The sequence below is a fragment of the Shewanella sp. S23-S33 genome, assembly GCF_043359565.1.
In the GTDB taxonomy this organism is placed as follows: Bacteria; Pseudomonadota; Gammaproteobacteria; order Enterobacterales; family Shewanellaceae; genus Shewanella; species Shewanella oncorhynchi.
The window spans coordinates 1-21,925 of the sequence record NZ_JBHFFD010000060.1; the positions used below are offsets into that span (position 1 = coordinate 1).

Here is a 21,925-nt window from a genome sequence, read left to right on the forward strand (position 1 = left end):
TAACTAACGTGTTGTTTGGTAAGAACAAGGCATTTGCTTCCTAGCCTACTGAAGTGAATGTGTTACAAAGCTCGGTTACGAGTAAAATCATAAGTCCGGGTCCCCTTCGTCTAGAGGCCTAGGACACCGCCCTTTCACGGCGGTAACAGGGGTTCGAATCCCCTAGGGGATACCAATTTTAATCAAGGTTTATCGAAACTTTGGTTAAAGACAATAAACCACCTCAAGGTGGTTTTTTTGTGTCTGAATTTTGAATATTAAATCGAGATCTCCCCGATTCATTTACGAGTCATACGCCCCGAGTTATTTGCCGAATTTACCCACCAATTCAAACTATCCACATTAAGATAAATAATGCTTCGAGAGGCTTACTTCCTGTGGTGGAGTCATTCTGTTCAATCGTGTGATAAAGATTATTGAAGCGTTTTCTTGCTTAACTTTGCGCTAATCCATAGCTAAAACTCACCTTTCGGATTGTTCAGTGTGTTGGCACTTTGAATGCAGCTACTCTCAATGCTGATAAGTTGAGCCGTTAAGCGTGGTTTATCTCTTGTTTCCAATCGTTCAACGAGCGCAATTTGAAGTGAACCGTTCTTACGGTAGCTATTGTAATAGCTGAATAGCGTATCGTTGCGGTGAATATGCGGGCGAGTGTAAGAGTGAAGCTTTGTGGGAAGAGGGCAGAATTAGGCGGAAACTTATTTGAGATAAATAAAGGCGACACTCACTGCTGAGTGTCGCCTTTCGTCATCTAACCTTTAGCTTAGTCTACACCTAAGAATCCACCGGTTTGGTGGGCCCATAATTGAGCATAAATACCGCCTGCGGCGATGAGTTCATGGTGCGTGCCTTGCTCAACGACTCGGCCTTGATCTAACACTATTAGCCTGTCCATTGCTGCAATGGTCGAAAGTCGATGAGCAATTGCAATCACTGTCTTGCCTTGCATTAACTCATATAAACTTTCTTGAATGGCGGCTTCGACTTCAGAATCCAGCGCTGAAGTGGCTTCATCAAGCAGCAAAATCGGCGCATTTTTCAATAAAACTCGCGCGATGGCGATACGCTGTCTTTGGCCACCAGAGAGTTTTACGCCGCGTTCACCCACTTGAGCATCTAAGCCATGATTACCATTAGGATCACTGAGTTCCTGAATAAAGTCATAGGCTTGAGCTTGTTTAATCGCGCGATCAAGTTGCTCTTCACTGGCACTGGGATTGCCGTAAAGAATATTCTCGCGGATGGTGCGGTGCAAGAGGGAGGTATCTTGGGTCACCATGCCAATTTGCGAACGCAGTGAATCTTGCATAACCATCTTGATGTCTTGATCATCGATATTAATCTGACCTTTTTCAACATCGTAGAATCGCATTAGTAGATTCACTAGGGTCGATTTACCCGCGCCAGAACGCCCCACTAAGCCAACTTTTTCACCTGCTTTAATATTCAAATTCAGATCTTCAATCACGCCAGTCTGCTCACCGTAATGGAAACACACTTGGTTGAAATCAATCTTGCCATGATTGACGACCAGCGCCTTGGCGTTTGGCTCATCTTGGATGATCGTTGTTTTCGATAAGGTGTTCATTCCATCGGTAACCGTGCCGATATTTTCGAATAATGAACTGATTTCCCACATTATCCACTGTGACATGCCGTTTAAGCGCAGTGCTAAACTGACCGCAATGGCGATGGCGCCGACCGTGATTGCGCTATCGGTCCATAGGGCTATCGATACTGCTGCAATACTAAAGGCCAACAGATAGTTGATGATTTGCACACTGACGCTGATGCCCGTCACTAAGCGCATTTGGCGATAAACCGTGTCTAAAAATATCCGCATACTGGATTTGGCGTATTCGGCTTCTTTCTGTGTGTGGGCGAATAGCTTCACTGTGGTGATGTTGGTATAGCTGTCGACGATACGGCCTGTCATGGTTGAGCGCGCATCGGCTTGCTCGGTAGAGACACTTTTTAGTCTAGGCACAAAGTACCATTGCAGACCAACATACAGTGCAAGCCAGACGAGCATAGGTATGACTAAGCGCAGATCAGCGCTGGCGATCATCACTAGCATAGAGGTGAAATACACTAAAATGTATACCAACACATCGAGCAATTTCATCACAGTTTCGCGCACGGCTAAGGATGTTTGCATCACTTTTGTGGCAATTCGGCCAGCAAAATCATCTTGATAAAACGATACACTCTGTTTTAGCAAATAACGGTGTGCAAGCCAGCGGATCGACATAGGATAATTGCCGAGCAAGGTTTGATGCATGATAAGCGCATGCAGTAATACCAATATTGGCATCACAATTATCACCATACCTCCCATCAGCATTAAGGTCGTGCCTTCGTCTTGGAATAACGTTTCGGGATTTTTTTTCACAAGCCAATCAACTAATTGGCCCATGAACCCGAACAGTGACACTTCAAGCATGGCCAGCATGGCGGTCAGCACTGACATTAAGATCAGCGGCAGTTCGTAGCCCTTAGTGTAGTGGCGACAAAAAGCATAAACCCCTGTGGGTGGTTTAGTGGGTTCATCATCGGGTAGGGCTTCAACCCAGGATTCAAATCGTTTAAACATGAATTAACTCTATGGTGAGATAAAAAATAGTCGGCTCTAGCATATACCCAAACAACCTGAAGATGCAGGATTCAGCGGGAATTTAACGCACTTTAGGCAAGGCGGTTATTTGCAGACCTAGTGGACTAAGTTAAAAATAACCAACACGGCATAAAGTGCGTTAAAACCCGCCGGGACGGAGCGTCTAGGGCACTCCACTTCCGTGTCGCACCAATTCAAAAGGTGGCCGACATTCTGTCATTGATGCGCCTTGAATTGAAGCACCCTAGACGCTCTGAAACTCGTATCTTCAGGTAGCTTGGGTATATAAGATTTCATGCCCTAAAAGCATTGAAATGATTGAGTTCCGTTTTCCGCTAGTGCTACATGCTAGTTTTACGTAAAGTAATGAACAAGAAATTAATTGTGAGCGAATATTGTCGGGCGTGATGAAAAATGAGTACAGATAGAGCGTCTGAGAGTGCAAATAAGCGTGATGAAATAGATTCGGTGCATTCGCTGGAGTCCAGTTCGGGGCAACTTTCTGCGTCCATTTGCCGTGAAGCGAGGATGAGCCGCGATCCGCGGTTTGATGGTAAGTTTTTTGTGGGCGTATTAACGACGGGCATTTATTGCCGAACTGTGTGTCCTGCTGTGGCACCAAAAGAGCAAAATGTGCGTTATTTTGATTCGGCCATTAAAGCCGCGCAGGCGGGATTACGCCCATGTTTACGTTGTCGGCCCGACAGTGCGCCGGGATCGAATCCTTGGAAGGGGACTGGCACAACGTTAGCGAGGGCCATTAGCTTAATCGAAGCGGGCGCCTTAGCGGGAAAATCATCGGGAGAGCCAGCTTCGACAGTAACACAATTGGCTGACCGATTAGGGATCAGCAGTCGTTATCTCAATAAGCTCTTTACCGAAGGCTTTGGCACTTCGCCAAAACAATATGCCTTATATCGGCAATTACTGTTTGCTAAACAATTATTGCACCAAACCCAATTACCTATCACTCAAGTCGCGATGGCGGCGGGTTTCAACAGTATTCGCCGTTTCAATGAGGCGTTTAAGCAAACCTTGCAATTGACGCCGACGCAGTTAAGAAAGAGTGCATTAACCAAAGCGGCAAAGGAGTCCATGATTGAGCCATCAACAGGATTAGATGAGATTGATACTATGGGTGAATTTGTGCCGCACTATGGATTAACCTTGTATCAGTATTATCGTCCGCCATTGGATTGGACATCACAGTTGGCGTTTTATCGATTACGTGCGGTAACAGGGATGGAATGGTTCACGCCGCAGATGAGTCATCCACAAGCGAGCGATGTCATTGGTGATGAGGCGACCGTGGTAGATGAGGCCAAAGCTGGCGATAATGGGCTCGAATATGGTCGTTGTTTTGCCCTAGGTAAGATGCGTGGCACAGTGCACATTATCCATGAGCCTAAGCTAAATCGCTTCAAACTCGCGATAATGTTGACCGAAGACTCTCCTGTCGATGAGCTGCAATTGCTGGTCACTGAAGTGCGACGCATTTTAGATCTCGATGCGGATATGCTGTTGATTGAACAAGGCTTAAGTGCGCTACCAAGTTTAGGATTAACACCGTTTTCGGGATTACGCATTCCCGGTGCAGGCTCCTTATTTGAGGCGACCTGCCGTGCGATTTTAGGCCAGCAAGTGACGGTAGTGCAGGCGACTAAGCTACTTAATCAATTGGTTGAAGCCTATGGTGAGCGCTTTAGTCTCAATGGTTGCGAGTATCGTTTATTTCCTACACCCGAGGCCATTCGTGAGGCGAGTCTAACTGAGCTAAAAATGCCCGGCGCTCGTAAGTTAGCCCTCAATGCGCTCGCGGCGTTTATCTGTGATCATCCTGAGGCGAGTGTCGATGATTGGCTCAGCGTTAAGGGCATAGGTCCTTGGACAATCGCGTATGCTAAGCTTCGCGGTTTGGGCGATCCCAATGTGTTTTTGCATACCGATTTGATTGTTAAAAAGCATTTGCTTGCTTTGTATGGCAAGACCCATAGGCTAGAAGAAGCCGCTGCGGGTGCAGTCAACTACCCGCAGCTGTGCCAGCAACTGAGTCAAGACATCGCGCCTTGGGGCAGTTATTTAACTTTTCAGCTTTGGCATCAATAGCGACTAAAACGATCTAAGTTGAAGACATAAATAGAGAGATAAATTATGAAACATGCGATTCGTCAATTGAGCCAAGCGCCGAGTATTACTGCGTATCAGCCCTGTGCCGTAGATACTTTTATGAGTCCTGCCGGAATATTGCAGTTAAATGCCAATGCCTATGGGCTGAGTCATTTAACGGTTGTCGGCTCGGATCGCACTGAGATTGCGCTTGCTAAGGTGAGTGAGGATGTCCTCAATCAAGCTAAGGCGCATATTAGTGAAACTCAAGTGCAGCTCGCGCGTTATTTTGCAGGTGAACTGATTGAATTTAATGTAAAGCTCGCACCTAAAGGCACTGAATTTCAGCGTGAAGTTTGGCAAGCTTTGATCAATGTAGATTATGGCCAGAGCTGCAGCTATGGGCAGATTGCCGAGCAAATTGGTCGGCCTAAGGCGGTGCGCGCCGTGGGCGCTGCCAATGGTGCCAATCCCATTGCGATTATCGTGCCTTGCCATAGAGTGATAGGCAAAAATGGCAAGTTAACGGGTTACGCCTATGGGCTTGCGATGAAACAGCAGTTATTAACGCTGGAAACTGCCAAGCATTGCCTCGATATTTAAGCTAGAATAGCCGCCTATTAAGATATTGGTGAGCAGTTAAACTTTCTATGACTCAGGCTTCTTCCTCTGCGGCAAGCTTTGCCCAACTCGGCATTATTGCACCTTTGCTAAATCGATTAACCGAATTAGCGTATGTTTCGCCTACACCAGTACAGGCGGCGACGATCCCCGCTGTGCTCGCGGGGCGCGATGTGTTAGCCGGTGCTAATACGGGCTCGGGTAAAACGGCAGCCTTTGCCGTGCCGCTGTTGCAACAACTTGTTGACGCAAAAACAGAGGATAAGACAGGCGCTTATGTTCGTTGTTTGGTCTTAGTCCCAACACGTGAATTAGCACAACAAGTCGCTGACAGCTTTTTATCCTATGCCTCACATCTCAATGGCAAGCTAAAAATTGTCGCTGCGTTTGGCGGTGTGTCGGTGAATGCGCAAATGCAGAGTCTACGCTCTGGTGCCGACGTCCTAGTAGCAACGCCGGGTCGTTTGTTAGATCTGTTGTCCAGTAATGCCATCAAACTTAACCGCGTTAGCGCCTTAGTGCTAGATGAAGCTGACCGCATGTTAAGCCTTGGTTTTACTGAAGAATTAGCTCAAGTGCTCGACGCTTTGCCCGTCAAGAAACAAACCTTATTATTCTCTGCGACATTCCCTGAAGAAGTCCGTGAGTTAACGGCAAAACTGCTTAATAATCCACTTGAATATCAATTGCAAAGTGAGCAAGAAAGCACGATTCATCAACGGGTGATTACGGTTAATCGTCCGATGAAAACCGCATTATTGGCGCATCTGATTAAAGAACATCAGTGGTCACAGGCGTTGATCTTCGTGAGTGCTAAAAATACTTGTAATCACTTAGCGCAAAAGCTGTCTAAACGTGGGATCACAGCCGAAGTGTTCCATGGCGATAAAGCCCAAGGTGCGCGTACGCGGGTGCTCGATGGCTTTAAAAATGGTGAGATCAGTGTGTTAATTGCGACCGATATTGCCGCCCGAGGTATCGATATCGATAAACTGCCTGTGGTGATCAACTTTGATTTACCACGAAGCCCTGCAGATTATATGCATCGTATTGGCCGTAGTGGCCGCGCCGGTGAAGCAGGCTTGGCCGTGACCTTGATTTCCCATGAGGATTATCACCACTTTGGCGTGATAGAGAAAAAGAACAAGCTTAAGTTAGTGCGTGAGCAAATTGTCGGTTTTGAAGCCGATGATGAAATGCCCGCCGAACTGTTAGAACAAGCTAAACCTGTCGCCAAGCCTGAAGGTATGGGTAAAAAAAAACGTAAACAGTTACCGGCTGCCAATGCTGAATTTTGGGGTAAAAAATCTTAAGTCGTTGGAAACAAGCTATTCTTAGCTTATCTCTGGCGTTCCTTGTCATCTCACTTGTCGTAGGTAAGGTTTATGCAACACTTATTCTGGTTAGTTGAAGGTAAAGTCGCAGGGCGCAGTGGCCCTAATAAAGATCCTTGGGATTTACAAGCGCTCAAAGAGGCCGGTATTGGTGCCATTCTGTCGGTCAATGGGGGCGAAGGATGCGAGCCGAGTGCGTTTAAGCAGCTTGATTTACGTTACGAATGTATTCCCTTTTCGCGCAATGTGCCGCCTCAAGATGGGGATGTGGCGATTTGTGTCGCTCAGTTGCCCAAGGCACTCGCCTTTATTCAGCAATGTGAAGCTGATGAGCTGCCTGTAGTGATCCATTGTCGCTCTGGCAAGGATCGCACCAGTCTTATCATGGCCTATTACTTGATGGTCAATGGTGCAGCGCCATTACATGCGGTGAGCCAAGTTCGTAATATTCGCGATATCGCTTTTACTGCCGAAGGTTGGGATCAATTCGCCTTTGATGTCTTGTACGCATTACAAGACTAAGCACTTGTCGGCGATTGGCATCGAACCTATTAATAAATAGGTAATAATAGTTTCATTCGTTTGACCTTAGTCATCAAAATTTTACTGTGTTAAGGTTAAGCTATCCGAAGGTTGTTTTTAGTGAGTTATTTATCTAATTATGAAAAGTAAGGCAAGTCAGTCACAGGGATTACTACTGTTTCGGTTATCACAGACTCAAGTGTTTGCCTTAGGCACGTTGAAAGTGCGTGAGCTGGTGCCGTACACACAGCTAAGCAAAATTCCCCAATCTCATCCGACGATTCTTGGCGCTTCAACGATTCGTGGCCATACGATTCCTATCATCGATATGGCGGCTGCGATTGGCTATCGGCCGATAGCCCCTGAAGAGCGCGAAAAATGCTACATCATCATCACTGACTGTCAGCGGATGATCATTGGCTTTTTAGTGCGTGGTATCGATAAGATTATCGAATGTAATTGGCGCGATATTGAGGCACCTTCTGCCAATTTGGGCAAGAATGCTTACTTGACTGGCGTGACTCGTTTTGAGGACCAGTTAGTACAATTGCTCGATGTTGAGTTATTGCTGTCGAAAATTTTCCCGAATAACCCACAGGCAAATCGGGCAATCTTGACCGATGTGCAGCGTGAGAAACTCAAACCCATGAATATCCTGTTAGTGGATGATTCTAAGGTGGCACGTAAGCAGTTATCCGATGCCCTTGATATGATCAACATCCCTTATCGAGTGACCGCCGACGGTAAAGAAGCCTTAGTCATGATGGAACAAGCGGCACTAGAGCATCATCCCATAGATATTCTGGTGAGTGATATCGAGATGCCGGGACTAGATGGTTACGAACTGGCATTTGAGGTGCGTGATAATCCACTGACTGCCAAGGCCTACATCATTTTACACACGTCTTTATCCAGCGAAATAAGCGTGAGTCAGGCCCACCAAGTGGGGGCAAATGAAGCGCTGACTAAGTTCGATGCTCACGAGTTGATTGATGCCATGTTGCGTGGTGCCGATTTAGCCATGAAGCAGCGCCAATAAGGCGCTTGTTAGTTTTTTGTATGCTTTTTGCGGGACAAGGGTAATTTAGTTAGCTTATTTCCCCGCAAAACTAGACAAGTCTAGTCACATCCTATAAAAACCTTATTGGCCTCATTTCCGAAGGTGCGCGTTGGGGATCTCAACCGAAATATAATAACGACAGGTTAAACCATGAAACAAGAATCATCATTATTAGCTAAGTTGGCTAATGGCAGTCTCGTATTACAAATCTTATTAGGGATTATCGCTGGTGTGGTGTTAGCGAGTTTTTCACCCGATAGCGCAAAAGATATCGCCTTCTTAGGCAGTTTATTCGTTGGAGCATTAAAAGCGATTGCTCCAATACTGGTATTTATCTTAGTAGCATCGTCGATTGCCAATCAAAAGAAAAATACGCAAACCAATATGCGCCCAATTGTGATCCTGTATTTATTGGGTACCTTTGCCGCGGCGTTAACTGCTGTGATTTTAAGCTCTATTTTCCCCACGACTTTAGTTTTGGTTGCTGGTGTGGAAGGTACAAGTCCTCCACAAGGTATTGGTGAAGTGATCCATACCTTATTATTTAAACTGGTTGATAATCCAGTGAATGCGTTAATGACGGGCAACTATATTGGTATTCTTGCTTGGGGTGTGGGTTTAGGTTTAGCCTTACATCATGCTAGCGATTCTACTAAGCAAGTATTTGCCGACATGAGCCACGGCATTTCGCAAATGGTGCATTTCATTATTCGTTTAGCACCTATTGGTATTTTTGGTTTAGTTGCTGCGACGTTTGCTGAAACCGGTTTTGCCGCAATTGCGGGTTATGCGCAGTTATTGGCTGTGTTATTAGGTGCGATGGCCATTATTGCGTTAATCGTTAATCCTTTAATTGTTTACGTGAAGATTAAACGTAATCCCTATCCGTTGGTATTTCGTTGTTTGCGTGAAAGTGGCGTGACGGCATTTTTTACCCGCTCGAGTGCGGCGAATATTCCGGTGAATATGGCGCTGTGTGAAAAATTAAATCTGCATGAAGACACTTACTCAGTCTCTATTCCCTTAGGTGCCACCATTAATATGGGCGGCGCGGCGATCACTATTACGGTATTGACCTTAGCTGCGGCGCATACCTTGGGGATTCAAGTCGATTTACTCACCGCATTGTTATTGAGCGTTGTAGCCGCTATTTCGGCTTGCGGCGCCTCGGGTGTGGCGGGTGGTTCATTACTGTTGATCCCACTGGCTTGTAGCTTGTTTGGTATTTCTAATGATGTCGCCATGCAAGTAGTCGCTGTCGGCTTTATTATTGGTGTGGTTCAAGATGCAGCCGAAACCGCATTGAACAGCTCTACTGACGTTATCTTTACCGCTGCTGCTTGTGAAGCCGCTGAGAATAAAGCTAAACTGAGTTAACGAGTGCTGTTATTCGTATTGAAAAGTATTATGGAAGCAGTCACTTAGGTGGCTGCTTTTTTTATGGGAGTCGTTATGATCTTTTTTGATTTTAGAGTGCTAGATGCCGCAAAGCCCTGGTATGGGATAAATGACACTGTGATGGGCGGTTTATCCCGCAGTAAGATGACGGTGTCACCTTTAGGCTATGGTGAGTTTAGTGGCCATGTGTCGCTGGCAAATGGCGGCGGGTTTGCTTCAGTGCGTTGTGAGTTTAACCCTATAGATGTCAGTGGGTTTACTGGGATCTATGTCGAACTCGATGGCGACCGACCTAAAGACTATAAAGTGAATTTAAAGGACGTCGACACACCCCAAAGCACGGTTTATCAAGCGCCTATGCCCGCGCCAAGCCATCAAACGTTTGGTGTGAGTGGCGCTAGAGTCTTGAATTGGCAGCGGATAGAAATTCCCTTCAGTGACTTCTTGCCCCAATGTCGGGGTAAACCGATTTCCCGAGTGGCAATAGATTTAAGCCAAGTCTGCAGTCTAGGGTTAGTGATTGGTGCCCAGCAGAGTGGTGATTTTTCTTTGAAAATCAAAGAGATTGGCTACTATTAGCGTTTATAGTTGGTTTCTTATCATGAGTTTTTTGCCCCTAATTACTTGCTATTGATGGTGCGGGCCTCTCTAGGCTTCATTTAAGAAAAGAAAAAGGATAAGGCCGAGGCACTTATCCTTATGGTGAACCCATTATAATGAGTTTGGCGAAAGCTGCTGCTTAAGCGCCGACAATACCTAATGGCTTGGCGGTTTGCCACGCGCCGCGGGTAAAATCAGGGAAGGTGACTGAGTTACTGCGGTCATTGACTGAATGTTCACTTAAGATATTCACCACCGACCAAGACGCGCCATCGTACACATCCTGATCTAAGGCCTCGCCATTGCGCAGGCAATAAATCATGCGCCATAACATCACAAAATCCATGCCGCCGTGGCCGCCGTTAATCTCAGCTTCTTTGCCTATACGTTGCCATAGAGGGTGATCATATTTGTCATACCACTTTTGCATGTCCATATCCCACTCGTGGTAACTCTGACCAAAGCCACCATTTTCGACGGCGATACGATTCGGGAAACCCGCAAACACGCCATTTGTCCCTTGGATTAAATTGTGGCGACTGTAAGGTCTTGGGCTCGTCGTGTCATGCTGCACCATGATGGTCCGGCCCTTAACGGTCTTAATCAGACTGGTATTGATATCCCCATTGATGTACTTGAGCTGATTACGCTCATGATCGGCGGGGAATTCACGTTTAGCATAGAGCGCACGGCCAAGAGCGGGCGAACTCATCGAGGTTAGATAATCAAATCTATCACCGCGGTTGATGTTCATATACTGGGAAACTGGTCCTAAACCGTGGGTCGGGTACAAGTTACCGTTGCGCTTGGTATGCCAATAAGTCCGCCATGAGCCCGTCTTATGGTCTATTTCCTTCATCTGCCAACGTAGCTCGTGGATATAAGCGGCTTCACCGTGGAGCAACTCACCAAACACGCCTTGGCGCACCATGTTGAGTACCATAAGTTCTTCACGGCCGTAGTTGACGTTTTCCATCATCATGCAGTTTTTCTGAGTGCGTTCGGCGGTATCCACAATTTGCCAGCATTCCTCTACTGTGAGTGCTAACGGTACTTCGACAAAGGCATGTTTACCGCTTTCCATCGTCTCTATCGCCATAGGTGCGTGCCATTCCCATGGAGTAGAAATGATCACAATATCAATATCATCGCGGCTTAAGAGATCGCGATAGCTCAGGTCATTACCAGTATAGACAGTCGGTTTTGGCCGATTCTGTTTAACGATATGATCCACGGCTCTGTCCAGCACCGCTGGGTGAGTATCACAAATAGCTTTAAGTTCAACGCCTTCTAAATGACAGAATTGCTCGACATGGCTAAAGCCACGCTCGCCAACACCGATAAAGCCAACTCGAACCACGTCCATCTTGGGTGCTATGAGTCCGATAACGGATTTACCCGCTTGCGGTTTAGGGGCGACACTACTGGCGTAGGCGTTGAGGGCAATATTGGCTGTGACGAGTCCGGCGGTAGCGGCACCCGCTGCCTTAAGAAAATGACGACGATGAATGTTATGCATAGCGCTTCCTGCTTTATTTTTGTTTTGTAGAGATATTGAAATATCACTTGGTCTTATTTGTGCGGTAATTCACTTATGGGTTATATCAGAAACCCTATTAAAATTGGCAATAAAAGATGTAACAAGCTCCTATAAGTCCATTTGATATATGAAATGCGTACGTTACGGGGTTATGTAAAAATTTAAAAAAAACAATTTCTTGAGTTATTTTTGTTGCGAGTTCATCAATATGATCAAACCAAACTAAAAAACGAAAGTGGGCAATATATGGAGCATATTCATACCAAAGGATTGAGTTCTAGATTTGTAGAAATAACGCTACAGCCCCCTTGTGCTTAACTCTTCAACAAGAGTCGTAGAAACTGGAAGAGATACAATTGTATCTAAATTGCTTGTTTGTGAGTGCTTTCTGTCAATACACGTGCGTGTTATCTCAAACATCTAAATCTAAAAATATTTAAAATTAAACACTTACAGGTTACCGTTTTAGGATAATTGGTCTGGAAAACGCGCATGCGTGTCTTTCCGATGGATTCTTGTATATGAAAAGCGGTAGAAAGCTGATAACTTCTAGTTAATACAGATAGTTAAGTGTGTGCGTTTTTATTTTGCTATGGACGCCAACGCTACGCTGCATTGGCGCTTTTTAGCTCAGCATTAGGGCCTTTTATGGGTGCATTTGAATATTCACAAGCCACTCTTCGGATCTTCGGGGATGATTTGATACCTGAAGACGTATCAAATTTACTTGGTGGTACAGCAACTAAAAGTAAAAAGAAAGGTGATGAAGATGTCAGCAAAACCAGTGGAAAAGTGCGAATTGCCAAAACGGGCAGCTGGCATTTTCAGGCTAAAAAGAGAGAGCCAGAAGACCTAAACGCGCAGATTGAAGCAATTTTATCCCAGCTAACAAGTGACTTAGCGATATGGGAAAAGCTTTACCAAAGCTACAAAGTTGACATGTTCTGCGGCTTGTTTATGGGCAACTGGAATGATGGTTTGAGCTTGTCACCTGAAATCATGCTGGCACTTGGTCAACGTAGAATTGTTTTAAGTTTAGATGTTTATAGTGGGTCGGACGATTAAGATGGTTGTCGCCCCTAAAAACAAATGTTAAAGCCAGCAAAATTGCTGGCTGCGACTTCAACCCGCAGCACGACTTTGCGTGCTAAATTTGGGCGCTAGGCACTAAAACCTTACTTGTTTTTCATTAATTAAAGGAATAATAAATGACCCACCTAATTACTAAAGTGATGTTAACTGGACTCATAGTGGCATCAACTCATCTTCACGCTGAAAACTATGACTTCAAACCGGGTTTATGGGAAACCACTTGGAAATCCGAAATAGTAGAAATAGACGCACCTCCTGAAATGGAGAAAATGATGCGGAGCATGGCCAAAAGGCCTGATTACACGGAAGCTGAATGCATAAATGACATCGCCTCTGCATTTGATTTAGAGCCTGAAGAAAATGAAGGCGAAGAATGCCAAACCAACAGCAATTGGATCAGTGCTAACAAGATGGTGTTTGAAACATCATGCACTAGCCCTGATGGTGCATCTAAAACAGTGGGTGAAATGCGTTTCAATGGGAAAACGTTCACTTCTAAGCTTGAAGTGACAACCTCTGAAGAGTCAATGAAAATCAAGTCGAAACTCGTTGGCAATGGAAAATATATTGGCGCTTGTGACTAAGTGCCATACAAACTCTTCAACTTGACGCATAACGGTTAGCAAGGATGTTATGAGGGCAGTTAGTAATATAGAGGGGATTTATTGGACTTTTGCTGACATTGCCAGTTGGTCTGTTTGGCTGCCGTTCTCATTTTATCGACGTCTATACAGCGCGGTGTTTTTATTCAGCTCGCTAGATAAGTCTTTTAGCTGCCTTTACTTTAGCGATAAGTAAATAGTGATAAAGATCGCGTTTTTATTTTTAGATTGAGCTACACTGCCGATTAATTAGTCAAAGGTATTTATCTTTTATATTTTAAATATTTAGCAAATTTAAATTAACCAAAAAGTTACATTTGACGGGCGATTTGAAGTAATTTGCTGCTGTGGGGAGTAAAGAGTTAAATGGGTTCTATGCTTAATGTACTACCACAACTGACATTCACTTTAGGTGATTGGGTATTGCATAAGGATATCAGGATGTCTGGGATTGAAAAACGCCGTCGCCTTCATTGGCGGGAGACAGATATGCAAAATCGTGAAATTATAGGTCGTTGGTTAGATGGGCGTCCTTTATTGGGGGACAAAATTACCCTCTATAAAGAAGACGATAAATATTTTTTAGAAACTTGGTTTAGCGACGGCTGCCATAGTTTAGATGAAGTCTATATGACGCAAACTCCTGAGGGCCATAAGCTAGAGGATGTTGGCGGTAATTTTTTCGGTGAATTCTTTATCGTGACGTCGTCGCAGCAATTACAATTTTGTAATGAGCAGGGCTGTTATTTCCAAGCAGAAAAATTAGCGGCTGATGTCGATTTTGGTCAAGGTATCCGCGTCGCTTAAACGACGACAGTCGAATCAGTAAATAACTAAGGTCGCACGATAGCTAAGAGCTAAGTCGCGACCTTTTGCTTTTATGGAATTGTAGCGAGTGGCTTAAGTTATTCAGTAAATGGATGTTTGCTGCTAAAAAACAGCGGTTTACCCGAATAGGGATGGGTCAAACTTAAGCTTTGTGCATGTAAACATAAACGCGGTTTGGCCTTGATAACCTCGGCATCACCGTAAAATTCATCGCCTAAAATTGCATGGCCTAGGGCGAGCATATGCACACGCAATTGATGAGTACGGCCGGTTTCTGGCGAAAGCTCGATTAAGGTACTATTTTCTCGGCGCTCTAAAACTCGATAGTGGGTGAGGGCGCTTTTACCGCCAGTCTCCCCTGCTTGCAGTGTCTTTTGATAGGGTGGATGCTCAGTGTCTGGCGCAATCGCGAGGTCAATCATGCCCTGTTCCAGCGGCACATGTCCCATCACTTCGGCAATATAGACTTTCTTACTCTGTCTATCTTGAAACTGTGTTTTTAAATGCGACTCCGCTTTTTTATTACGGGCGAACACCATAATGCCCGAGGTCGCGCAGTCGAGCCTATGCACTAAAATCGTTTCTGGATAAAGGGCTTGTAAGCGGGTTAACGCGCAATCGAAGGTGTGAGCCGCTCGACCCGGATTAGATAATAATCCCGAAGGTTTATTGATGATAATCAGATCTCTATCTTTATAGCGTATGTCTAGCCAAGGAACTGCTGGGGGCTGGTAATCAAATATCTGCATCTTGTCCTCATTTTTGCGCGGCCATACTAGCAAAATTTACGCAGGCACACAGCATAATCTCATGCTTGCTTATTCTTAGAGGGGGAGGGCAAATATTCTGCAGGTGTCTTACGGCTCCAAATACGGGTATAAGCCATCAGCTGCGGATAAAAAGTGCGGAACGCGGTTTCGATTTCTATCTGCATTTTATTGACGACTTTATGGGCATCTTTAAACAGTGCGGCTTGCGGATGCTGTTTGGCCACCTGTGCTAAGGCTTGTTGTAATCCTTTTTCGGTGGTGTAGCTGCCTAGCCAATCGGCGCTGCGCATTGTGGGCAAGAGTGTAAATAATGCCTCTGGATGGTATGGAGCAACGCCTTGCGTGGCGAAAGAATCTAACGCGTCATAGGCCTTGCTGCTGAATTCATCCAAGGGTTGGTGGTGATATTCTTCCCAATAGTAAGCTAAATAGTGATCGAAACTCACCGCCATGAGTTCTGCTGCTATGCTTCTTAAGGGCGCAGGGAAAGCTTCCATTAATTCAATCGTCAATTCATGGCTGGCGCAGAGGGTATTAATCTCTTGGTTTAGCCATAAAGCTTGGCGTAACTCCATTGGGGCTTGCGCAATTGGCGCTTGAATATAGTTACCTGCTACGTTGGCAGCAAGGTGGGTTTTACTGATGTCGGCGAGATGTAAGTGTGTAAGAAAGTTCATTATTTGTGCTTGGTTAACCACGTCGGTTCACGGTATCATGCACAAGCGCGCTTAGGAAAGCGCCGAAGCTAAAAATGCAGTATTTTTTCACTTTTTATTGATAATGACATTTGATTCGCCGTGAATAATTATGGCTGACTTAAACGTTGACATAGTAATCGATAAGGGAAAGTGAAATAATATCAATAACCTTTTTTAGGATCATGGATGATGTGGAACTGGTTCACCAAAATGCTTGGTAAAGACGAGCAGCAGAAGCGCAAAAAAGTGCTAATAGAAATCCCCTTTGAACAACACCGTTTCAGCATGGATGACTTTAGTCGCTCGCGGCTAAAATTCGATGCCGATGACAATCAGCCCCAAGATGGCATCAATCCAGTGGAACCCGAGCAAGAAGTGGACACTGGCAATAAGTAATCTTGATCTTATTGGCCTCTAACCATAGACTAGCCGCCGTTCTAAGCTATCTAGAGGCCAATATGCGCGTTGCAGACTTTTCTTTCGATCTCCCCGATGAGCTGATCGCTCGTTATCCTATGACGCAGCGTAATGCATCCCGTCTGTTAACCTTAGACGGCAACTCTGGTGCGTTAGGCGACAAACAGTTTACCGATCTGCTGGGGATGATTAATTCCGGCGATTTAATGGTGTTCAACAATACCCGAGTGATCCCCGCGCGCATGTTTGGTCAAAAGGCCAGTGGCGGTAAGTTAGAAATTTTAGTCGAGCGTATGCTTGATGATAAGCGTATCCTCGCCCATGTTCGCAGCTCTAAATCCCCTAAAGTGGATTCGTTAATCCATCTCGATGGTGGCTATCAGATGAAGATGGTCGCCCGTCACGATACTTTGTTTGAACTTGAGTTGTTATCCGAGTTAACCATCTTAGAAGTGCTTGAAGCAGTAGGGCACATGCCTTTGCCTCCTTATATCGATAGACCCGATGAAGATGCCGACAAAGAGCGCTATCAAACTGTGTATAACCAAAACCCTGGTGCAGTTGCCGCGCCAACGGCGGGTTTACATTTTGACGATGCCATGCTCGATGCATTAAAAGCCAAGGGCGTGAATGTCGCGTTTGTGACCTTGCATGTGGGCGCGGGAACATTTCAGCCAGTGCGTGTCGATACCATTCTTGAACACAAGATGCATTCTGAGTGGGCGAATGTACCGCAGGATGTGGTTGATTTAATCGCGCAAACCAAAGCTGCGGGTAAACGTGTGGTGGCCGTGGGGACGACGTCAGTGCGCTCCTTAGAAAGTGCGGCACGCGCAAGCCTTGGCGAACTCAAAGCTTTTAGCGGCGATACCGATATCTTTATTTACCCAGGTTATGAATTCCAAGTGGTCGATGCTATGGTGACAAATTTTCATCTACCTGAATCAACTTTGATCATGTTAGTGAGTGCTTTTGCCGGTTTTGATCATGTTATGGCGGCGTATCAACATGCTATCACGCAAAAATATCGCTTCTTTAGCTATGGCGATGCGATGTTTGTGACGAAAAAAGCCCACTAGACCAAGATTTTGTTTTAAAATAGCCGCCCAAAGTGAGATTGTGCGGCAATTTTTTTCGTTAAAAGATTGAACCTTTTAAGGCTGTCTCCATCTCTATTGTTAATCAAAATGGCATTAGCCATTAAAAATGTAGTCAGACTGTTTATCTGGCGAGGTGAATTATGAAATTTGAATTAGACACTACCGACGGGCGTGCGCGCCGTGGTCGGTTAATTTTTGATCGTGGCACAGTAGAAACCCCCGCTTTTATGCCGGTAGGAACCTACGGCACAGTGAAAGGCATGACACCGGAAGAAGTACGTGCCACTGGCGCGGATATTTTGCTCGGTAACACTTTCCATTTATGGTTGCGCCCAGGCGAAGAAATCATGCGTAAGCACGGTGACTTGCATGACTTTATGAACTGGCAGCGTCCTATTTTAACGGACTCTGGCGGTTTCCAAGTGTTTAGTCTTGGCGATATCCGTAAGATCACCGAAGAAGGTGTGCATTTCCGTTCGCCCATTAATGGTGAAAAAATCTTCTTAGATCCTGAAAAATCAATGCAAATTCAAGATGCATTGGGCAGTGATGTGGTGATGATTTTTGACGAATGTACCCCGTATCCTGCCACCGAAGATGAAGCGCGTAAGTCAATGCAGATGTCTTTGCGTTGGGCGAGACGTTCGCGTGATGAATTTGACCGTTTAGAGAACCCTAACTCACTCTTCGGTATTATTCAGGGCGGTGTATATGAAGATTTACGCGACGAAAGCTTAAAAGGCTTAGTCGATATTGGTTTCGACGGTTATGCCGTCGGTGGTTTGGCCGTAGGTGAGCCTAAAGCAGATATGCATCGCATTCTTGAGCATATTTGCCCGCAAATTCCTGCAGACAAACCTCGCTATCTGATGGGGGTCGGTAAACCAGAAGATTTAGTTGAAGGTGTACGTCGTGGTGTTGACATGTTTGACTGTGTGATGCCAACCCGTAATGCCCGCAACGGTCATCTGTTTACGAGTGAAGGTGTGATCAAAATACGCAATGCGCGTCATAGAGATGACACGTCACCACTTGATACTAAGTGTGATTGTTATACCTGTAAAAATTATTCACGGGCGTATCTTTACCACTTAGATCGTTGTAATGAGATTCTGGGTGCGCGTTTAAACACCATTCACAACTTGAGATACTATCAAATGTTAATGGAAGGTTTGCGCGGTGCGATTGAGACGGGTACATTAGACGCCTTTGTGGCGGACTTCTATACCAGTCAAGGTCGCGAAGTACCAGAGTTAGTCGATTGATTTTTTGCTAATAAGAAGAGAAAAACTATGTTTATTTCAAATGCATATGCAAGCGCTGCCGGCGCACCACAAGGTGGCGGCACGATGGAACTGATTTTCATGCTGGCGATTTTCGGCCTGATTTTCTATTTCATGATTTTCCGTCCGCAATCAAAACGCGTTAAAGAGCACAAAAATCTGATGTCTTCATTAGGCAAAGGCGATGAAGTGTTAACCAGTGGTGGGATTTTAGGCAAGATTGCAAAAATCAGCGACGAAAGCGATTACGTGTTACTGAGCTTGAACGACACAACACAAATCACGATCAAAAAAGACTATATTGCAGCTGTATTGCCTAAGGGCTCTATCCAGTCGTTGTAAGCCAAGAGGGCTCAGGCGTGTTAAATAAATACCCAATGTGGAAAAACATTATGGTGATGCTCGTCATCGCCATAGGTTGTTTCTATGCCGTACCTAACCTTTTTGGTGAAGATCATGCGGTGCAAGTGGTGGCGACTCGAGGTGCTGAAGTAACAGCATCTACCCAAGCCAGTGTGAACGAGCTGTTAGCCAGTAAGAGCATTGCGGTAAAGCGCTCTGAGCTTGAAAAAGGTCAGTTGTTGGTCCGTTTGCAAAATGCGGATCAACAGCTACTGGCGAAAGAAATCATTGCTGACAGTTTAGGTGACAAGTTTACTGTGGCACTTAACTTAGCGCCTGCGACGCCTAAGTGGCTCGAGTCCATGGGCGGCAGCCCAATGAAGCTCGGTCTTGACCTTCGCGGTGGTGTGCATTTCCTCATGGAAGTGGACATGGGCGAAGCGATTCGTAAGATGGAAGAAGCTAAAGTTGCTGATTTCCGTTCACAATTACGTGAAGAAACCATTCGTTATGCTGGTATTCGTGTTAATGCTACTGGAATTGAAATCAAGTTCCGTGATGCTGAAAACTTAGCGACTGCCGAGCGTTTTCTTAAGACTCGCAATAAAGATATGGTGTTCACCGACGCTAGCCGTGGCGAAGATTTCGCGCTGCAAGCTGTGATGAGTGAAGCTTATCTAAAGCAGATTAAAGAAGAAGCACTGCAACAAAACATTACTACCATTCGTAACCGTGTTAACGAGTTAGGTGTGGCTGAGCCTGTAGTACAACGTCAAGGCGCCGAGCGCATTATCGTTGAGCTGCCAGGTGTGCAAGATACGGCTCGCGCTAAGGAAATCTTAGGTGCAACCGCATCAATTGAATTCCACATGGTGGATGACAAAGCCGATCCGAATGCTGCGCAATCAGGTCGTGTACCTGCAGGTTCTGAAGTGTATCAGCGCCGCGAAGGTGGCACTGTGATATTGAAGAAAGAAGTGATGTTGACGGGTGATCATATCACTGGCGCGCAACCTAGCTTTGACCAGTACAGTCGTCCTCAGGTTAGTATCAACCTCGACGCTAAAGGCGGTACCATTTTCTCTGACGTGACTAAAGACAACATAGGCAAGCCTATGGCGACTTTGTTCATCGAATATAAAGACAGTGGTGATCGCAATGCCGATGGCAGCGTTAAGATGCAGAAAATCCAAGAAGTGATTTCTGTCGCGACCATTCAAGCCCGTTTAGGCCGTAACTTTGTGATCACTGGCTTAAGTCATGGTGAAGCACAAAACCTTGCGCTATTACTGCGTGCGGGTGCCTTGATTGCTCCTGTATCAATTGTTGAAGAACGTACCATTGGTCCAAGCTTAGGTGCTGAAAACATTCAAAGCGGTGTGCAAGCTATGGTATGGGGTATGGCAGTTGTCTTACTCTTTATGTTGGTTTACTACCGTAGCTTTGGGCTTATTGCTAACCTGGCTTTAACCGCAAACTTAGTCATGGTTGTGGGCGTTATGTCTATGATCCCTGGCGCTGTGTTAACCCTACCCGGCATTGCCGGTATGGTGTTGACGGTCGGTATGGCGGTTGACGGCAACGTGCTGATTTATGAGCGTATTCGTGAAGAGCTTCGTGCCGGACGTAGCGTGCAGCAGGCTATCCATGAAGGTTATGGTAATGCTTTCTCAACTATCGCCGATGCGAACATCACCACCTTCATCACAGCGCTCATTTTGTTTGCCGTAGGTACTGGTGCGATTAAAGGCTTCGCTGTGACCTTAATGATAGGTATTGCGACTTCTATGTTTACCGCCATCGTGGGTACTCGCTCAATCGTTAACGCGATTTGGGGTGGTAAGCGCGTGAAGACTCTGTCTATCTAAGGGGAAGTGACAATGATTGAAGTTTTATCCTTAAAACATACAGTAAACTTCCTCCGCCATGCACTGCCTATTAGCATTATGTCGGCAGTGTTAGTGCTGGGCTCGCTGGTATCGCTCGCAACTAATGGCGTTAACTGGGGTCTTGATTTCACTGGCGGTACTGTTGTTGAAATGGAGTTTACTCAGCCGGTTGATTTGAATGCGCTGCGTGTGCAACTGACGACGCCAGATTCCGAAGGTGCGATCGTGCAAAACTTCGGTTCTAGCCGTGACGTACTTGTACGTTTACAGGTGAAAGAAGGCGTTAAGAGCGATGTGCAGGTTAAGTCTGTCATGGAAGCCGCGCAGAAAGTTGACCCACAAGTGCAGCAGAAGCGTGTTGAGTTTGTTGGCCCACAAGTGGGTAAAGAACTGGCAGAGCAAGGTGCATTGGCGGTATTAGTTGCGCTGATTTGTATCATGATCTATGTGTCGTTTCGTTTCGAATGGCGCTTAGCGTTTGGTTCTGTAGCAGCACTGGCGCACGATGTCATCGTGACCTTAGGGGTGTTTTCGTTATTCCAATTGGAATTTGACTTGACCGTATTGGCGGGCTTGTTGACGGTGGTGGGTTACTCACTTAACGATACTATTGTGGTATTTGACCGTATCCGTGAGAACTTCCTTAAGTTGCGTAAGAGCGATCCTGAAGAAATAGTTAACATTTCAATCACTCAAACTATGAGCCGTACCATTATTACAACGGGCACGACTTTGGTGACTGTTGTGGCCCTGTTCCTTAAGGGCGGTACTATGATCCATGGCTTTGCGACTGCATTGCTGTTGGGGATTTTTGTGGGTACTTATTCCTCTATCTATGTGGCGAGCTTCTTGGCCGTTAAACTGGGTATCAATCGTGAACACATGATGCCAGTTGAGATTGAGAAAGAAGGCGCAGACCAACCTCCTATGATGCCTTAAAGGTTAATTTGGAGTTAAAAAGCCACCGATGAGGTGGCTTTTTTTTGCATCGATTTTGAGGCGTATCTGACATTCTGCTAGCAAACTCACAAAGTTATAGTCAGTTATGCTGTAAAAAGTGAATGTTAATTTATTTAACAACTGATGTAAAAATCAGCGCTCGACAGCCT

The 21,925-nt window shown here is 45.6% G+C and carries 20 protein-coding genes and 1 tRNA gene; 17 read left to right on the top strand and 4 right to left on the bottom strand.

The window, feature by feature from the left end; all coding sequences use genetic code 11:
• The first annotated feature begins 99 nt into the window (after nucleotides 1-99).
• Nucleotides 100-175, top strand: a tRNA-Glu gene (locus ACHA99_RS15885).
• Between the two features lie 588 nt (nucleotides 176-763).
• Here ACHA99_RS15885 and ACHA99_RS15890 read toward each other — a convergent pair.
• On the bottom strand, nucleotides 764-2,593 hold the full coding sequence (locus ACHA99_RS15890; RefSeq protein ID WP_113941006.1) for an ABC transporter ATP-binding protein: 1,830 nt from the start codon (nucleotides 2,591-2,593) through the stop codon (nucleotides 764-766).
• 435 nt (nucleotides 2,594-3,028) lie between these two features.
• On the opposite strand from ACHA99_RS15890, the gene ACHA99_RS15895 reads away from it, so the two are divergent.
• From ACHA99_RS15895 to ACHA99_RS15925, 7 genes are all read left to right on the top strand, one after another.
• A complete protein-coding gene (locus ACHA99_RS15895) occupies nucleotides 3,029-4,720 on the top strand; it encodes an Ada metal-binding domain-containing protein (RefSeq protein WP_393943776.1) in 1,692 nt (563 codons plus the stop codon).
• Nucleotides 4,721-4,765: 45 nt separating this feature from the next.
• Nucleotides 4,766-5,323: a methylated-DNA--[protein]-cysteine S-methyltransferase gene (locus tag ACHA99_RS15900; RefSeq protein ID WP_393943778.1), complete on the top strand. Its 558-nt coding sequence runs from the start codon at nucleotides 4,766-4,768 to the stop codon at nucleotides 5,321-5,323.
• A gap of 47 nt (nucleotides 5,324-5,370) precedes the next feature.
• On the top strand, nucleotides 5,371-6,654 hold the full coding sequence (locus ACHA99_RS15905; RefSeq protein WP_393943780.1) for a DEAD/DEAH box helicase: 1,284 nt from the start codon (nucleotides 5,371-5,373) through the stop codon (nucleotides 6,652-6,654).
• Between the two features lie 72 nt (nucleotides 6,655-6,726).
• Nucleotides 6,727-7,197 (top strand): dual specificity protein phosphatase family protein, encoded by a 471-nt coding sequence (locus ACHA99_RS15910; protein ID WP_028761083.1) that lies wholly within the window; start codon nucleotides 6,727-6,729, stop codon nucleotides 7,195-7,197.
• A gap of 139 nt (nucleotides 7,198-7,336) precedes the next feature.
• Nucleotides 7,337-8,236, top strand: coding sequence for a chemotaxis protein CheV (locus ACHA99_RS15915; RefSeq protein ID WP_028761082.1), 900 nt, complete (start codon nucleotides 7,337-7,339; stop codon nucleotides 8,234-8,236).
• Between the two features lie 171 nt (nucleotides 8,237-8,407).
• Entirely contained in the window at nucleotides 8,408-9,634 is a 1,227-nt protein-coding gene (sstT, locus tag ACHA99_RS15920; RefSeq protein ID WP_113941009.1) for a serine/threonine transporter SstT, read from the top strand.
• A 75-nt stretch (nucleotides 9,635-9,709) separates the two neighbouring features.
• Complete coding sequence (locus ACHA99_RS15925; RefSeq protein ID WP_393943783.1) at nucleotides 9,710-10,234, top strand: CIA30 family protein; 525 nt, start codon at nucleotides 9,710-9,712, stop codon at nucleotides 10,232-10,234.
• A gap of 160 nt (nucleotides 10,235-10,394) precedes the next feature.
• On the opposite strand, the gene ACHA99_RS15930 is transcribed toward ACHA99_RS15925, so the two are convergent.
• Nucleotides 10,395-11,774: a Gfo/Idh/MocA family oxidoreductase gene (locus ACHA99_RS15930; RefSeq protein ID WP_393943785.1), complete on the bottom strand. Its 1,380-nt coding sequence runs from the start codon at nucleotides 11,772-11,774 to the stop codon at nucleotides 10,395-10,397.
• Between the two features lie 669 nt (nucleotides 11,775-12,443).
• On the opposite strand from ACHA99_RS15930, the gene ACHA99_RS15935 reads away from it, so the two are divergent.
• The 3 genes from ACHA99_RS15935 (at nucleotide 12,444) to ACHA99_RS15945 (ending at nucleotide 14,296) form a co-directional block, all read left to right on the top strand.
• Entirely contained in the window at nucleotides 12,444-12,860 is a 417-nt protein-coding gene (locus ACHA99_RS15935; RefSeq protein WP_263207604.1) for a DUF4279 domain-containing protein, read from the top strand.
• A gap of 143 nt (nucleotides 12,861-13,003) precedes the next feature.
• A complete protein-coding gene (locus tag ACHA99_RS15940) occupies nucleotides 13,004-13,471 on the top strand; it encodes a DUF3617 domain-containing protein (protein WP_131523164.1) in 468 nt (155 codons plus the stop codon).
• Nucleotides 13,472-13,855: 384 nt separating this feature from the next.
• Nucleotides 13,856-14,296: a hypothetical protein gene (locus ACHA99_RS15945; RefSeq protein ID WP_131523165.1), complete on the top strand. Its 441-nt coding sequence runs from the start codon at nucleotides 13,856-13,858 to the stop codon at nucleotides 14,294-14,296.
• A 98-nt stretch (nucleotides 14,297-14,394) separates the two neighbouring features.
• Here the strand turns inward: ACHA99_RS15945 and ACHA99_RS15950 are convergent, their stop codons facing one another.
• Together ACHA99_RS15950 and ACHA99_RS15955 are read right to left on the bottom strand one after the other, a co-directional pair.
• The gene (locus ACHA99_RS15950) at nucleotides 14,395-15,066 is read right to left on the bottom strand and encodes an RluA family pseudouridine synthase (RefSeq protein ID WP_393943788.1); all 672 of its coding nucleotides are present in this window, start codon (nucleotides 15,064-15,066) and stop codon (nucleotides 14,395-14,397) included.
• A 59-nt stretch (nucleotides 15,067-15,125) separates the two neighbouring features.
• A complete protein-coding gene (locus ACHA99_RS15955) occupies nucleotides 15,126-15,764 on the bottom strand; it encodes an ACP phosphodiesterase (protein ID WP_393943790.1) in 639 nt (212 codons plus the stop codon).
• 207 nt (nucleotides 15,765-15,971) lie between these two features.
• On the opposite strand from ACHA99_RS15955, the gene ACHA99_RS15960 reads away from it, so the two are divergent.
• From ACHA99_RS15960 to secF, 6 genes are all read left to right on the top strand, one after another.
• Complete coding sequence (locus ACHA99_RS15960; protein WP_105252070.1) at nucleotides 15,972-16,181, top strand: hypothetical protein; 210 nt, start codon at nucleotides 15,972-15,974, stop codon at nucleotides 16,179-16,181.
• A 62-nt stretch (nucleotides 16,182-16,243) separates the two neighbouring features.
• The gene (queA, locus tag ACHA99_RS15965; RefSeq protein WP_393943793.1) at nucleotides 16,244-17,281 is read left to right on the top strand and encodes a tRNA preQ1(34) S-adenosylmethionine ribosyltransferase-isomerase QueA; all 1,038 of its coding nucleotides are present in this window, start codon (nucleotides 16,244-16,246) and stop codon (nucleotides 17,279-17,281) included.
• A gap of 161 nt (nucleotides 17,282-17,442) precedes the next feature.
• Nucleotides 17,443-18,567, top strand: coding sequence for a tRNA guanosine(34) transglycosylase Tgt (tgt, locus tag ACHA99_RS15970; RefSeq protein WP_006082277.1), 1,125 nt, complete (start codon nucleotides 17,443-17,445; stop codon nucleotides 18,565-18,567).
• 27 nt (nucleotides 18,568-18,594) lie between these two features.
• Nucleotides 18,595-18,927 (top strand): preprotein translocase subunit YajC, encoded by a 333-nt coding sequence (gene yajC / locus ACHA99_RS15975; RefSeq protein WP_007649452.1) that lies wholly within the window; start codon nucleotides 18,595-18,597, stop codon nucleotides 18,925-18,927.
• Nucleotides 18,928-18,944: 17 nt separating this feature from the next.
• Entirely contained in the window at nucleotides 18,945-20,795 is a 1,851-nt protein-coding gene (gene secD / locus ACHA99_RS15980; RefSeq protein WP_113941670.1) for a protein translocase subunit SecD, read from the top strand.
• 12 nt (nucleotides 20,796-20,807) lie between these two features.
• On the top strand, nucleotides 20,808-21,755 hold the full coding sequence (gene secF, locus ACHA99_RS15985; protein ID WP_198572756.1) for a protein translocase subunit SecF: 948 nt from the start codon (nucleotides 20,808-20,810) through the stop codon (nucleotides 21,753-21,755).
• Nucleotides 21,756-21,925: the final 170 nt, after the last annotated feature.